The following is a 14,022-nucleotide window of genomic DNA, read 5'->3' on the forward strand; positions in this document are numbered from 1 at the left end:
TTTCATTTTTTCAGTAGCAACTAAACTAAAAATGAGCGCAAGAATAAACGCTTATGACTACTTAACTCGTGTAAAGACAAGCGTGTAGGGGGTTTTATTCTTATCAAACCATAATATTTCAGCGCTATCACCAACAAACATCTCTGCATATACTGCTCGTGAGCGTATATAAGAAATATTTTTCCCTAACATACATGAAAAGAGACTGAGACTGTGAAAATAGACTATATCCCCTGAAGGTTTGATAACTTTAAGGGAATAGGCTCTTTGTCGCATTGCACCACGTATTGATGAATTAAATGGAGCGAAGGTTCTGTATCCGCTGGTTGTTAATGGCATCCCACCGCCTCTCGCATAATATTATCTACACCATCAAATATGGAGGTCTATCTTTCGTGATCCATCTCTCTATTACCATTCATATTGGCTATTGCCGCACGGATCAGAGTATGAACAGGATCTTTTGTAGAGCGTTCGTGCCACATAAGATTATAGGCAAATGATGATGTTGCATCATTTAATTTAATTTCACGATACTCACCTTCTTTCAGCAACTCGTTGCCGGTGGTTCTGAGCGTAACTAAGATTACATTATCGTCAGTCAGCTGCGAGATCCACTGCCTAAAGTTATTGGTTACCGTCATAAGAATATTTAACGCATTCTTGTTTAATCTATTTTCTTCGATAAAACTATTAAACAAGTAAGGACTAACATTGTACACAAGAAGTGGTGTAGCGTATATTTTTTCAAGATCAATGCCATTCATATACATATCGCTATTTTTCTTGCATAGAAAAATAAGCTCAGAAAATCCAAGTATTTTAGAATGAAATCCTGCAGGTATATCATGGAAAAAATGACATACCGCAACATCTATTTTCCCCTGTTTTAAATTCTCAAGAATTTCTTTGGAACCAGAGATATAGGGTGGGGAGAAGTTTAATGAAATATCGGTATAGCTTGCTCTGATCTTTTGGAGCAACGTCGGGGCTTCGTACAAGTTAAACCAGTGCGGTAAAATTATGTTATATGTTTTCTTAACTCCATTTTTCAGCTGCTCTAAGATCGACTGGTTGGCATAAATCGTATTTTTCACAAGTGAACACAAGACTTCACCCACAGGCGTCAATGTGTATAGATTATTAGACTTAATATATAACGGATCGTTAAACTCCTTTCTCATCTCCATCAACAACTTACTCATTGAAGGCTGACTAATACCAAGAGCAAATGCGGCAAAACTGACGCTCTGCTCATCAAAAAGCGTTGCTAATGCAACCATACCCTGGTATGAATTGTTGAACATTGAACGATAATAGTTATTATTCATATTAACCCTATATGACATCTGTAACACGCTATCGCGCTACGCGAAGTCCACCTCTGACTCCATTTTTACTCAATAAGACTTGCCATAGCTGGATTTCTCTCGCTCTAAATGCACCGGCACAAGAGCAAAGATAATAATGGAACATTCTTAAAAATCTTTCATCATAATCTTTTTCGTGAAATTTCCAGTTGTGAAGGAAGTTCTCATCCCACGCCATCAATGTCTTATCGTAATCAGCACCGAAATTGTGCCAGTCTTCCATGATAAAACGTCCTTCAGTGCAGGATGCTATTTCCTGTATAGACGGCAGGCGTCCATTAGGAAAAATGTAACGATTAATCCACGGATCCACCCCACCGCCGGATTGATTACTGCCAATACAGTGTAATAAAAACAAGCCATCCTCTGTTAAGCACTCATGCATTTTATTGAAAAACACACCATAATTCTTCAATCCAACATGTTCAAACATGCCTACGGAGACAATCCTGTCAAATTTTCCCTGCAACTCACGATAGTCGGTTAGTTCTATCGTGACATCTAGCCCACGGCATCTGTCTTCAGCCAGTTTCTTTTGTTCTTCAGAAATTGTTATCCCTGTTACCGAAACATTATAATTCTGAGCTATAAATGATGCTAATCCTCCCCAGCCACACCCAACGTCTAAAACTTCCATTCCTGGTTTTAACATTAATTTATCACATATTAATGATAATTTATTAACCTGAGCCTGCTCGAGATTACAAGCGTCTTTCCAGTATGCGCAAGAATATTGCATCCATGGTTCAAGTATAGACTCAAAAAGGTTATTCCCAAGATTATAGTGTACTTTAGCTACTTTTCGGGAGCGTGAAATAGACTGTAAATTAATAGCCCGCGAGACAACATAGTAGACAGCATCGTGAAAATTATCCGAGACTTTGCTATCAATTCCCTCACTCAATAATTTATAAAAAAATGCGTCCAGATACTCGCAATCCCACCAGCCATCCATGTAGGCCTCACCTAACCCTATTGAACCCTCTTTTAAAACACGTTTATATAGCCTGGAGTCATTAACTTTAATGTCTCCCGGTTTGTCTCCATTTATGATGACGTCACATTGGTATAATAATGATTCAATGATTTGACGACTGCGGCTAATCTTACTTATTTCTAATGTGCTCATTATATCTCCTTAAAATACAGTGAAGAATGTTATGCAAAGGAGCCATAAAAAATCAATGAATATAAATATTCTTATAATGAATATTTCACAGATAACATTAACGACGTATGATTATCGTTATCTGAACCATCTAAAGGTGAACAGTATATTGCTTGATTTCACTGCGAATGCACCTTCTGAAGTAAAGTTGACAGCCTCATCGGTTATCAATCTGCAACGGGCAGCATCAACAGCTGAATCCGCAACGGTAGAGAACATAGTGGCGGCTGTAAGGATGCGCCAAAAACAACGCCAGCAGCAAAATGCTATTATATACAGGCGATGCTGCTGCAAAACTTAAAATATACGATACCGCTTTTGTCTTTTTATATTAAAGCATTCCAATATAAAATCTTGTTTGTTCATTTTTAGCCACAGGAGTAAACCACTGGAAGCCTGATCCCTGCGTTACGCCCGAGCTATATGATCGCCCACTGACGTAATCAGCGCACGGCTTTACAGCCTAAACCTTCATAATAAATACATGCACTCGATGTCAATCCATTATTATTTAACAAAGACATCTGCTTTACCGAGCATTCCTTATTAAGGCGGCACTTACCCTTCCCGTAAATATTGATCGCCATCAAAAACAATAAAATAAGATTTTATTGAAAACTTATTTTTTGTAAACACGTGTATATATTTTCAATTCAACGTCAACCAATACGACTAGCGCCATTCATTTAGCATAGGTTTAATATTGAGAAGATTAAATAACACTCAACATTCATTGCCAAAAGGATTGGTGCCATGACATTCATAAGAAAACCTCTGGCTTTTACAGTACCATTAGCTTTATTTGGCATTTCCTCACCCATTATCGCTTCAGATTTTGAGGTTAATGATGGTGAAACGACCAGTGGTGTTATTGTTAATAGTACGCAGATACAGAATGTAAATAATGGTGGCACATCGACAAGTACATCGGTAAACACGGGGGGAGTGCAGAATATCTATGATGGCGGTATGGCAAATAGATCAACCGTTACCTATGGCAAACAAAACGTCTACTCGGGCGGTATAGCAAATAGTTCACTCATTCAAGGTGGCACCCTCACCATTGATGGAGGGACGTCTAACGATGCTTTTATGCTGTTGGGCGTTGTGAATATTATCAACGGAGGTATCAGTAATGGTCTAACACAAACAGGTGGGAGTACCTATGTTGCAAATGGCGGAATAGCCAATAACACAACCATCCATGGCAATAATACGCATATGATCGTTAATGACGGTGGAATATCGAATAACACCACCATTATTGGCCGCAATGCCGCACGTGAAACCATTAATAGCGGGGGAATATCTTATGGTACTACCATATATAATGGCGGCACTCAATATATTAATAGCGGTGGCTTAGCCAACGGGGCGATTATCCATGACGAAACGGCTCAGCAGATTGTTTCCGCTGGCGCTACGACCCATAATAGTATTATGCACAATGGATTAATTACGCTAGCGGGCACCGCTAATAATACCGTTATTCACGGCGGCACAATGGAAGTGAATCGTACCGGCCTCGCCAACAACACGCTCATCAATAACGGCATATTACATATTTTCGGCACATCGACTCACACCACGATTAATGGCGGTCAATCCTGGTTATATACCGGGGGATTCGCTGATGGCAAAACCGAAATCAACGCCTCGGGCGAAATGCTGATGGAAGCGGGTTCTCATGCCACTGACGTTGTGATACAGGGAGGCACCCTTTCCATCACTGACCTGACGGACGATACGACAAGCTATACGGCCGCCCAGGTTGATAAGCTAACCCTGTCGGACGGTTATGTTTCCTTCCTGCGTGATAGCGAAGGAGACTACGCCGCGCTTAATATTACCGAATTAAACGGCACGGGTAATTTTCTGTTCAACGCGTCGCTGGCTGAACGTAATGCCAACTTCGTGACTATCGCGCATGGCACGGGTCATTTCGGCGTGGTCGTCATCGATTCTGGCCAAGAAATTACCGACCATACCGACCTGACCGTTAACCTGATTCACGATCGGGGCGGAGATATTGATTTCTCCATGGTGACCACAAACGGCCGCAGTACGCGGGCCGTTGATGGCGGTACCTATATGTACACCCTTCACAGCGCGCAGGATAAGGATGGACTGGACGGCGGCACCGTCTGGTATCTGGGGGCCATGACCGATGAAACAGACGGCGGTGATAACGGCGGGAGTGATGGCGGCGGCAATAGCGGAGGTGGAAATCTGGTCACGACCCCATCGACTGATGCCATTCTCAGTATGGCGAATGCCGGGCTGAACATTCTGCGCACGGAACTCGATGCTCGCCGCGTTTATCGCACTAACCAGAATACAGAACGCAAGCGCGGCGAAGGCAACGTCTGGGGACACTACCTGGGTAAAAAGAGCGCTATCGACCCCCGCAACGGCGCGGCTTATAAACTGTACCAGAACGGCTTTGTACTCGGTGGCGATCTCAATACCTCGTTTGAGCGCGGCGATCTGGTGACCGGGGCGTATATGAGCGTATCCGATAACCATGTGAATCACTCGCGCGGCGGCCAGAGCAAAATTGACAGCTATGGTCTGGGCCTATACGCCACATGGTATGACAACCGAGGTTTTTACCTGGATAGCGTGATGAAAACAAACCGCCTGGGCAGCCAACTCAACGCCAGAATGACCCACGGTGGCCAGGCATCCGGTAACTGGCATCATTACAGCATCAGCTCAGCAGTGGAAGGCGGTATTATTTTTAAGCCTACCGAAAGCCTGCGCATAGCGCCCTTTACCCGCATAACGGGTAGCCATATCAACAATGCCAACATAAAACTTTCCAATGGCATGAAGGCTGAAACAGGCAAAGCTCGTTCATTCATCGCAGAAGCAGGAACGCGCGTGGGGACGCAATTGAGTCTGGGGGGAATCGCGTTTGCACCGTATCTTAGCGCAAGCGTGGAGCAAGAATTTGCTAAATCAAACCAGACCACCATTAACGGCCTTAATCGATTTGATAATAATCAGAACGGAACCTCTGGTAAGTATAGCACGGGAATCTCCGTCTCCTTTGCCCAGGATGCCGCATTCTATGGTGAAGCCAGCTATCGTCAGGGCAGCTATATTGAAGAACCTGTTCAGGGTGCGCTGGGGATCCGCATTGGGTTTTAATACTGAATACGTGACAGATCCCCTCGGCGTGTGACGGGGACTGACAGCGCGGATCGTGATTGCGTTCTTAACCCCATCCTGAATGGTATCCACACCCTGAAGGTTGCCGTACAGGGCGTAATCACGACGACGATCATCACTGACAAGCTAACCATTTTTATTTTATTGCGATGTTTTAAAGAACATCGCAATAAAATACTCACATGACGGCAATTGAAAATAAAGAGACCTACTGACCGCAGAGAATCTACGCGAACAAGATGTAATAACGTTCGGCGATCACCATCGGAGGGTCGGTGATTTATCACAAAATAGATTCAAGATTACCCTGTGATATAACGCCATAAATATCAGAATCAGCCATAAAAATAATTGCCCTGTCGATAACCTCTTCTGCTGCATTTACTCTTTTTTTTCGCTGGCGTATTACTTATCTCGTCCCAACATACCGAAGAGATTAACGAGATGAGAATACTAATTGTTGAAAGCGAATTTCTACGCCAGGACACCTGGGTTGGCGCTGCCGTGCATCGCCTGGTGCAGGCACTAAGCCGTCAGGGTATTGAGGTGATGCAATCCGCCTCGCTTGACGACGGTTATGCCATTATCGCAGCCAATGAAGCCATTGACTGCCTGATGTTCAGTTATCAAATGGAAGAGCAAGATGAACACCAGCGCGTGCGCCAACTGCTCGATAAGCTTCACGAACGTCAGCAAGACGTGCCGGTATTTCTGCTCGGTGAGCGTGAGAAAGCCACCGCGCTGATTGACCCGCAACTGATGGAGCTTATCGATGAGTTTGCCTGGATTCTGGAGGATTCTGCTGACTTTATCGCCGGACGCGCCGTCGCCGCAATGAATCGTTATCGACAGCAACTTCTGCCCCCGCTGTTCTCAGCGCTGGTCAAATATAACGATATTCATGAGTACTCCTGGGCCGCACCGGGGCACCAGGGAGGCGTCGGCTTTACCAAAACGCCGGCAGGTCGCCTGTATCATGACTACTACGGTGAAAATCTGTTCCGCACCGATATGGGGATTGAACGCGCCTCTTTAGGCTCTCTGCTGGATCACACCGGTGCCTTTGGGGAAAGTGAAAAAAACGCGGCACGCGTGTTCGGAGCCGATCGCTCCTGGTCCGTCGTGGTCGGGACTTCCGGCTCGAACCGGACGATTATGCAAGCCTGCATGACCGATGATGATGTCGTGGTGATTGACCGCAACTGCCATAAATCGATCGAGCAGGGTCTGATCCTCACCGGCGCTAAACCCGTTTATATGGTGCCCAGCCGAAACCGCTATGGCATTATCGGACCTATCTACCCGCAGGAAATGCTGCCGGAAACCCTGCAGGAAAAGATTCGCACCAGCCCGCTGACACACGAGTATGCGGCGCATAAACCATCCTACAGTGTGGTGACAAACTGCACCTATGACGGCGTGTGTTATAACGCCAAAAACGCCCAGGCGCTACTGGAACAGACCAGCGATCGTATTCACTTTGATGAAGCCTGGTACGGCTACGCGCGTTTCAATCCGGTGTATCACGATCACTATGCTATGCGCGGTAATCCCGGCGACCACACCGGCCCTACCGTCTTCGCGACCCACTCCACGCATAAATTGCTCAATGCCCTCTCTCAGGCTTCCTATATTCATGTGCGCGAAGGCCGTGGCGCGGTGAACTTCTCGCGCTTCAATCAGGCCTATATGATGCATGCCACCACCTCACCGCTGTACGCCATCTGCGCATCAAACGATATTGCAGTCTCCATGATGGACGGTCATAGCGGCCTATCGCTGACTCAGGAAGTCATTGATGAGGCGGTAGATTTTCGTCAGGCGATGGCGCGTCTGTATCGCGAGTTCAGCGACAATAACGATTGGTTCTTTAAACCCTGGAACAAAGAAACGGTGATTGATCCGCAAACGGGTAAAGAAATCGCCTTCGAGGATGCCCCCGCTGAACTGCTCAGTCACGATCAGAACTGCTGGATTATGCGTCCAGGAGAACGCTGGCACGGTTTTAAAGATCTGCCGGATGACTGGAGCATGCTGGATCCTATCAAGGTCAGTATCCTCGCCCCTGGCATGGGGGATGACGGCAACTTGCTGGAAAGCGGCGTACCAGCTGCGCTGGTCACCGCCTGGCTTGGCCGTCACGGTATCGTGCCAACCCGCACCACCGACTTCCAGATAATGTTCCTCTTTTCAATGGGTATTACCCGCGGGAAATGGGGTACGCTCATTAACACGCTGTGCTCCTTTAAACGCCATTATGATAGCAATGCCCCGCTGTCACAGGTCATGCCGGAACTGAGCAATCAGTATCCGAAAACTTATGCGGCAATGGGCATGCGTGATTTGGGCGATAAAATGTTTGCCTGGTTGAAAAGCAATAACCCGGGAGCCAGTCTTAATGCTGCCTACGCGTCGCTGCCAGAAGCCATGATGACGCCGCGCGATGCGTATCAGGCTATTGTCTCTGATAACGTTGAAATGGTGGCGATTGAACGGCTAGAAAAACGCATTGCCGCCAATTCCGTGATTCCTTATCCGCCAGGCATTCCTATGCTGCTTTCCGGAGAAAACTTCGGTGACAGCAATAGCCCACAGATTGCCTATTTGCGTGCTTTGCAGTCCTGGGATCACGAGTTCCCTGGTTTCGAACATGAAACAGAAGGAACAGAAATTATTGAGGGCATTTACCACGTGATGTGCATAAAGGCCTGAGGCCATTGACGGCTTTTTATATGAAATCTAAAAGCCCGGAAATGTCATTAGTTTAAATCCTGAGTCTCATTTTTGCGCGGGTCGCCCCGCGCTTTTTTCAGTCATGGAGTCAGTTTATGATTTTTATGGTCACCAAAGATGAATTCCTGTATCAGGGGGTGGCACATTTGTTCAATAATGAAAACGTCATCAGAATAGAACGTGTACCTGATATCGAGCGGCAGATGACGGATTCCACCGCCAAAATGATTATTGATGTCTATCACAATCATGTTATTGACGATAATGCCGTCAAGATCATTCAGTCACTCAATATCGACCGTATTGTCGTGCTGGCACCGTTTCATATCAGTAAGATAAAATGCCGATCGCCGCTGTTTTTCATAAATAGAAAAATGCCGCTGGCAAACTGGCCCGCACTATTGGCCAGCGGCGGAACATCCTATCGCAAACCCAAAATAGGTTTCTCACACAATCAATTCAAAATTGTCAGCTATATTTTGCATGAGGAAGATAATGATGGCATCGCTTCTGCGTTAAACATCTCCGGAAACACGCTACGCAGCCAGAAGTTTAACATTATGCTTAAGCTAAAACTTCGCAGGATGAGTGACATCGCCACGCTCAGTATCTCTCCGTACTTCTGAATGTGGTCTGTCACGCATGATCTACCCGCCCTCGGGTAGATCATTAACCGTCGGTTTATTATTTTGTGAACAAGCGCACCAGTGACCAACAGCCCATCGCACTCACCATCAGTTCAATTCCCACCACCAGCGAAACCATCACTACCGACGCCTGCGGTGCGGCGCCGATAAAGCACCAGGCAATTAGCAGGTCAAGCACGCCAATCACGATCTGCAGCCAGCGGCCTTTAACCTGACGATGGTTAAACCAGTCCATAATGCGAATGACCCCACCAAGCGCAAACAGGCAAGCGAGAAAACTGGCTATCGTAAACAAACCAAACGCGGGTGCGGTAATAAAAAGGTATCCCATGACGGCGTAAGCGATACAAATAATAACACCAGAGACCACCGGCCAAAAATTATGCAACCGATTTTTTATCATAATGGCCGCATAGGCAATACAGCTGCAGATCAGCACGATGCCCAAAATCATGGCCAGAATTTCTCCTGAAATAAAGGGGTATACAATGAGCAGCACGCCGGAGATAAACATCAAAACGGCAATAATTCTTAGCAGATTTTTTTGTTTTTCGAGCATTTGCACATCGAGTTTAGCAATAATTTCCTGATTGATATTTAACACACTACACCTCTAAAAAATGAATAAGAGCACAGTGTAAATTTACAACAAAAAGGGATGACCAGATAAAACCAATTTAATAAAATATTCTGATACCAGACTCTTAAAATAAAATTAATCAAATGAATTACAAGAATTTTTTAAAATGTAGCATGCATTTTAAAAATAACTGATACTCTGTTCCTCGGCACCGCTAGTGATATAATTTCGCGGTGTCGTTAACTGTGTTATTGAGGATTAAATGATGAAGAAAATATCCGGTATTATTCTCGGTAGTCTACTGTTGATCCCGGTCCTGGGTCAGGCGGCTGAAAACCAAAAACCCGTCAACACCTGGACCTGTGAAGATTTTCTGGCCCTCGACTCCACTTTCCAGCCTACCGCTGTGGGTTTTGCCGAAGCTTTAAACAATAAGGACAAACCGGAAGACGCGGTGATGGATGTTAAAGGCATTGAAACCGTCACTCCGGCCATCGTGCAGGCCTGCACCGAGAATCATAAAGCCAGCTTCAAGGAAAAAGTAAAAAGCGAATGGGACAAGCTTAAAAAACATATTTAATGAATAAAATTTCAGTTAAGTCTGAACTGACTTAACGGACTGTTCAACAGGGGTGAATTCCCGGCACGATAAACATATCACCCCTGCTGATAAAATTTAAAGTTAGAAATACTTATCTATTTTACAGATACCGACCATTCCCTTGACCGGCCCTTTTCCCTTTCCAGTTGTGTCAATAAAAATTGACACTATCAATTCATCTATCACAATTGCCATTATCATTAGTTCGTGTATTTTATGCCTGCCCCTGATTCATCATACAATTCATTTTTAACCTCAATATACATCCTTTGTTTTGAGGTTTTTTTGTTCGTATCTCTGGAGTGCGTGTATGAGACTGAATAGCAGTGCCCCCTGCGTTGTTGTATTAACAGAAGATGACGTTGCCGTAAATATTAACGACAACACATCCCTGGTATTACCGGCAAATCATCTTAACATCATAGCCTGCAACAATAACGTGATTGATTTTTCCTACCTGGATAATGCCCTCGTCGCACACATGAGCCGTGAGGTTTTGAATGATTATTTACTCTTTTTGAATAGAGATTTGACGCAGGTTTCGCCATGGCCAAGACAGGCAATTTCCGTTATCTCCTGTCATTGCCGGACGCCAGAGATCTTCCGTGAGGCAGCGTTACATAGCGTGCTCAAAACCAGCGACAGATGCGAAATTGAACGTACCCGGTCATTGCTCTTTACCGTTTTGTCTCTCTTTCTCGATAGCCCGGGCTTCATTTCACTGATCATGCAAATGCTGAGAAATAGCGTCAAAGAGAGCGTTTATCAGATTATCCAGAGTGATATTCAAAAAGAGTGGAATCTAAGTCTGGTGGCCAGCGCGCTCTGCCTAAGCCCAAGCTTGTTAAAAAAGAAGCTGAAAAGTGAGGACACCAGCTACAGTCAGATAATAACCGACTGCCGTATGCGCTATGCTGCTCAGCAGCTGCTCATCGCGGAAAAAAATATTTCACAGATTTCGCAATTATGTGGTTATCGCAGTACATCCTATTTTATATCCGTTTTTAAGACCTTTTACGGCATGACACCATTACATTATGTCACACAGCATCGCCAACAATGTGTTAGCGCCTGAGAAGATTAAGATATTAGCCATAATAATACCCACAACGGACATACCCCCCTGCGGCGACTAAAACGATAGCGGCAATACGTTATTATCTCCGTCGAATTAAATTCAGGAGAAATACTATGTCGAGCGACGCTGATGCAAACAAAGTGGGCCTTATTCCGGTAACTCTGATGGTCTCCGGGAATATCATGGGCTCAGGGGTTTTTCTACTACCCGCTAACCTGGCAGCAACCGGCGGAATTGCTATCTATGGATGGCTTGTCACCATCATCGGCGCGCTAGCGCTGTCAATGGTATATGCCAAAATGTCGTCCCTGGACACCAGTCCCGGCGGTTCTTACGCCTATGCCCGCCGCTGCTTTGGGCCTTTTTTAGGTTACCAGACCAACATTCTGTACTGGCTTGCCTGCTGGGTGGGAAATATTGCCATGGTGGTGATTGGGGTGGGCTATCTGAGCTACTTCTTCCCCATTCTCAAAGACCCAATGGTGTTGACGGTCACCTGTGTAGCAGTGCTCTGGATATTCGTTCTGCTCAATATCGTCGGGCCTAAAATGATCACCCGCGTGCAGGCCATTGCAACCGTGCTGGCGCTAATCCCTATCGTCGGCATTGCCCTCTTTGGCTGGTTCTGGTTTAAAGGGGAAACCTATATGTCTGCCTGGAACGTCAGTGGACTTAGCACCTTCGGAGCGATCCAAAGTACGCTCAGCGTAACGCTATGGTCCTTTATCGGCGTAGAAAGCGCTTCAGTCGCCGCTGGCGTGGTGAAAAACCCAAAACGTAACGTACCGATCGCCACTATCGGTGGCGTACTGATTGCCGCCATCTGTTATGTGCTATCGACCAGCGCCATTATGGGCATGATCCCCAATGCCGCCCTGCGACTTTCCGCTTCTCCCTTCGGCGACGCCGCGCGCCTGGCGCTTGGCAACACCGCTGGGGCAATCGTCTCATTTTGTGCCGCAGCGGGTTGCCTTGGCTCCCTCGGCGGGTGGACATTGCTGGCTGGTCAAACCGCAAAAGCAGCGGCCGATGATGGCCTGTTTCCCCCGATTTTCTCTCGCGTGAACCAGGCCGGCACGCCGGTGGCCGGATTACTGATCGTGGGCGTGCTGATGACCCTTTTCCAGTTCAGCAGCATTTCGCCTAACGCGGCAAAAGAGTTTGGTCTGGTCTCTTCGGTCTCGGTCATTTTCACCCTTGTGCCGTATCTGTATACCTGCGCAGCGCTGCTGCTGCTCGGTCACGGCCACTTTGGGAAAGCACGACCGCTGTACTTGTTCGTCACCTTTATCGCCTTTGTTTACTGTATCTGGGCCGTCGTGGGCTCCGGTGCAAAAGAGGTGATGTGGTCATTCGTCACCTTAATGGTTATTACTGCATTCTATGCGCTTAACTATAACCGTATTCATAAAAATCCCTATCCGTTAGATGCGCCAACCGACAAGGCATAACGAGATAGAAGAGAAATTGACGACCTATTTTGTCTACAGAAAATAGTAAGATGAGCGCCAAAAAATATCGCTAATGGCTATTTTTACGCATTCATGCCCCAGATTTTTTTTGGCGCGCTATTATCGCCCTGCCCGACATATCAAGTATTGTCGGTCACCGCAGCATCTCAATATTTATTATGGAGTCTATTATGATCAACAGATTTAAACTATCCACTATCGGTATTATCGCTACGGCACTTCTGGCTACCGCTGGGGTTAACGCCGTGGCCAAAGAAGTGACGCCGAAAAATATGAACTGTCAAGAATTTACCGACCTCAACCCACAAACCATGGCACCCGTAGCCTTCTGGATGCTGAATCAAGATGTTGATTTTAAAGGCGGTGACTACGTTGACTTCAATGAAACCGAAACGACGGCGGTCCCCCTCACTCTTGAAATTTGTCAAAAACACCCACAGAGCACACTGAAAGATATTAAAGACACAGTAAAACAAGAACTAAAAAAATAATCACCTTTTTATTATGAGATAACGAGGTATAGAACAACGAATGGCTCATATTATGAGAATATGAGCCGAAATTAAACATCGATGCTGCAGCGTGATCGCCTTGCGTAAAATTAATTATAATCGGCCCTGCCGCATAGAATAAAATATATTATCGCGAGAAAATATTATTAATATTTTCTTTCCCGCCAGATTAGGCACAGATATTCCTGTTGCCATTTAATATCAACTATCTTGTCTCAGCGCATCCATTATTTTAGTTAGGTTACGCCTTGCTCAAGATTTGACGATACCAACGTTGCTTGTCCCTCGCTCACGTCAAGGCAGTTAATCGTTTTGAAATGGATAGAAAAGTCTGTATACCGACACAGCTGATCATTTCGCTGCTGACAAAAGAAGAAGAGTTGATGAGGGGATAAAGCGAGAAACGTGATGGCAGCGATACCAACAGCCAAAGCAAAAAGGGGTTACCTTTCGGTAACCCCTTTTCTGATTTGGCGGAAGCGTAGAGATTCGAACTCTAGAACCCTTTCGGGTCGCCGGTTTTCAAGACCGGTGCCTTCAACCGCTCGGCCACGCTTCCAATGAGGCGCACTATAAACATCCCGAACGGACCTGTAAAGCACCAAAACGTTCGTTTGCCTGAAAAACAGCCAAAAAGTTGTTATTCGTCTGAAAAAACAACAAAATGGCTAGTTTTAAAACGCTTTT

At 45.6% G+C, this 14,022-nt stretch carries 10 protein-coding genes and 1 tRNA gene; 7 read left to right on the forward strand and 4 right to left on the reverse strand.

What is annotated here, in order from left to right; all coding sequences use genetic code 11:
• Nucleotides 1-386: 386 nt before the first annotated feature.
• Both H7R56_RS15445 and cfa read right to left on the reverse strand, forming a co-directional pair.
• Complete coding sequence (locus H7R56_RS15445; RefSeq protein WP_106928859.1) at nt 387-1,331, reverse strand: LysR family transcriptional regulator; 945 nt, start codon at nt 1,329-1,331, stop codon at nt 387-389.
• A gap of 28 nt (nt 1,332-1,359) precedes the next feature.
• Nucleotides 1,360-2,499 carry a cyclopropane fatty acyl phospholipid synthase gene (cfa, locus tag H7R56_RS15450; protein WP_106928735.1) on the reverse strand — a complete coding sequence of 380 codons (1,140 nt, stop codon included), beginning with the start codon at nt 2,497-2,499 and terminating at the stop codon, nt 1,360-1,362.
• 792 nt (nt 2,500-3,291) lie between these two features.
• Between cfa and H7R56_RS15455 the strand changes: the two genes are divergently transcribed.
• The 3 genes from H7R56_RS15455 to H7R56_RS15465 all read left to right on the forward strand — a co-directional run bounded on the left by H7R56_RS15455 (nt 3,292) and on the right by H7R56_RS15465 (nt 9,071).
• A complete protein-coding gene (locus H7R56_RS15455) occupies nt 3,292-5,691 on the forward strand; it encodes an autotransporter outer membrane beta-barrel domain-containing protein (protein WP_106928737.1) in 2,400 nt (799 codons plus the stop codon).
• A 465-nt stretch (nt 5,692-6,156) separates the two neighbouring features.
• Nucleotides 6,157-8,424 (forward strand): arginine decarboxylase, encoded by a 2,268-nt coding sequence (adiA, locus tag H7R56_RS15460; protein WP_106928740.1) that lies wholly within the window; start codon nt 6,157-6,159, stop codon nt 8,422-8,424.
• A gap of 116 nt (nt 8,425-8,540) precedes the next feature.
• Nucleotides 8,541-9,071, forward strand: coding sequence for a helix-turn-helix transcriptional regulator (locus H7R56_RS15465; protein ID WP_106928742.1), 531 nt, complete (start codon nt 8,541-8,543; stop codon nt 9,069-9,071).
• Nucleotides 9,072-9,129: 58 nt separating this feature from the next.
• Here the strand turns inward: H7R56_RS15465 and H7R56_RS15470 are convergent, their stop codons facing one another.
• Nucleotides 9,130-9,696, reverse strand: a complete 567-nt coding sequence (locus H7R56_RS15470; RefSeq protein WP_182928298.1) for an HdeD family acid-resistance protein — start codon at nt 9,694-9,696, stop codon at nt 9,130-9,132.
• Nucleotides 9,697-9,937: 241 nt separating this feature from the next.
• On the opposite strand from H7R56_RS15470, the gene hdeA reads away from it, so the two are divergent.
• The 4 genes from hdeA (at nt 9,938) to hdeB (ending at nt 13,314) form a co-directional block, all read left to right on the forward strand.
• Nucleotides 9,938-10,252 carry an acid-activated periplasmic chaperone HdeA gene (hdeA, locus tag H7R56_RS15475; RefSeq protein ID WP_106928745.1) on the forward strand — a complete coding sequence of 105 codons (315 nt, stop codon included), beginning with the start codon at nt 9,938-9,940 and terminating at the stop codon, nt 10,250-10,252.
• A gap of 331 nt (nt 10,253-10,583) precedes the next feature.
• Nucleotides 10,584-11,348: an AraC family transcriptional regulator gene (locus H7R56_RS15480; protein WP_106928747.1), complete on the forward strand. Its 765-nt coding sequence runs from the start codon at nt 10,584-10,586 to the stop codon at nt 11,346-11,348.
• Nucleotides 11,349-11,464: 116 nt separating this feature from the next.
• Nucleotides 11,465-12,802 (forward strand): arginine/agmatine antiporter, encoded by a 1,338-nt coding sequence (gene adiC / locus H7R56_RS15485; RefSeq protein WP_106928749.1) that lies wholly within the window; start codon nt 11,465-11,467, stop codon nt 12,800-12,802.
• 194 nt (nt 12,803-12,996) lie between these two features.
• Nucleotides 12,997-13,314: an acid-activated periplasmic chaperone HdeB gene (gene hdeB / locus H7R56_RS15490; RefSeq protein WP_223878953.1), complete on the forward strand. Its 318-nt coding sequence runs from the start codon at nt 12,997-12,999 to the stop codon at nt 13,312-13,314.
• Nucleotides 13,315-13,806: 492 nt separating this feature from the next.
• Here the strand turns inward: hdeB and H7R56_RS15495 are convergent.
• Nucleotides 13,807-13,894 (reverse strand) — tRNA-Ser (locus H7R56_RS15495).
• Nucleotides 13,895-14,022: the final 128 nt, after the last annotated feature.

The sequence above is a fragment of the Klebsiella sp. WP3-W18-ESBL-02 genome, from assembly GCF_014168815.1.
In the GTDB taxonomy this organism is placed as follows: domain Bacteria; phylum Pseudomonadota; class Gammaproteobacteria; order Enterobacterales; family Enterobacteriaceae; genus Kluyvera; species Kluyvera ascorbata_B.

Coding starts and splice junctions, on each gene's coding strand:
- H7R56_RS15445 (WP_106928859.1), bottom strand. CDS start 1,331: ATGAATAATAACTATTATCGTTCAATGTTCAACAATTCATACCAGGGT.
- cfa (WP_106928735.1), bottom strand. CDS start 2,499: ATGAGCACATTAGAAATAAGTAAGATTAGCCGCAGTCGTCAAATCATT.
- H7R56_RS15455 (WP_106928737.1), top strand. CDS start 3,292: ATGACATTCATAAGAAAACCTCTGGCTTTTACAGTACCATTAGCTTTA.
- adiA (WP_106928740.1), top strand. CDS start 6,157: ATGAGAATACTAATTGTTGAAAGCGAATTTCTACGCCAGGACACCTGG.
- H7R56_RS15465 (WP_106928742.1), top strand. CDS start 8,541: ATGATTTTTATGGTCACCAAAGATGAATTCCTGTATCAGGGGGTGGCA.
- hdeA (WP_106928745.1), top strand. CDS start 9,938: ATGAAGAAAATATCCGGTATTATTCTCGGTAGTCTACTGTTGATCCCG.
- H7R56_RS15480 (WP_106928747.1), top strand. CDS start 10,584: ATGAGACTGAATAGCAGTGCCCCCTGCGTTGTTGTATTAACAGAAGAT.
- adiC (WP_106928749.1), top strand. CDS start 11,465: ATGTCGAGCGACGCTGATGCAAACAAAGTGGGCCTTATTCCGGTAACT.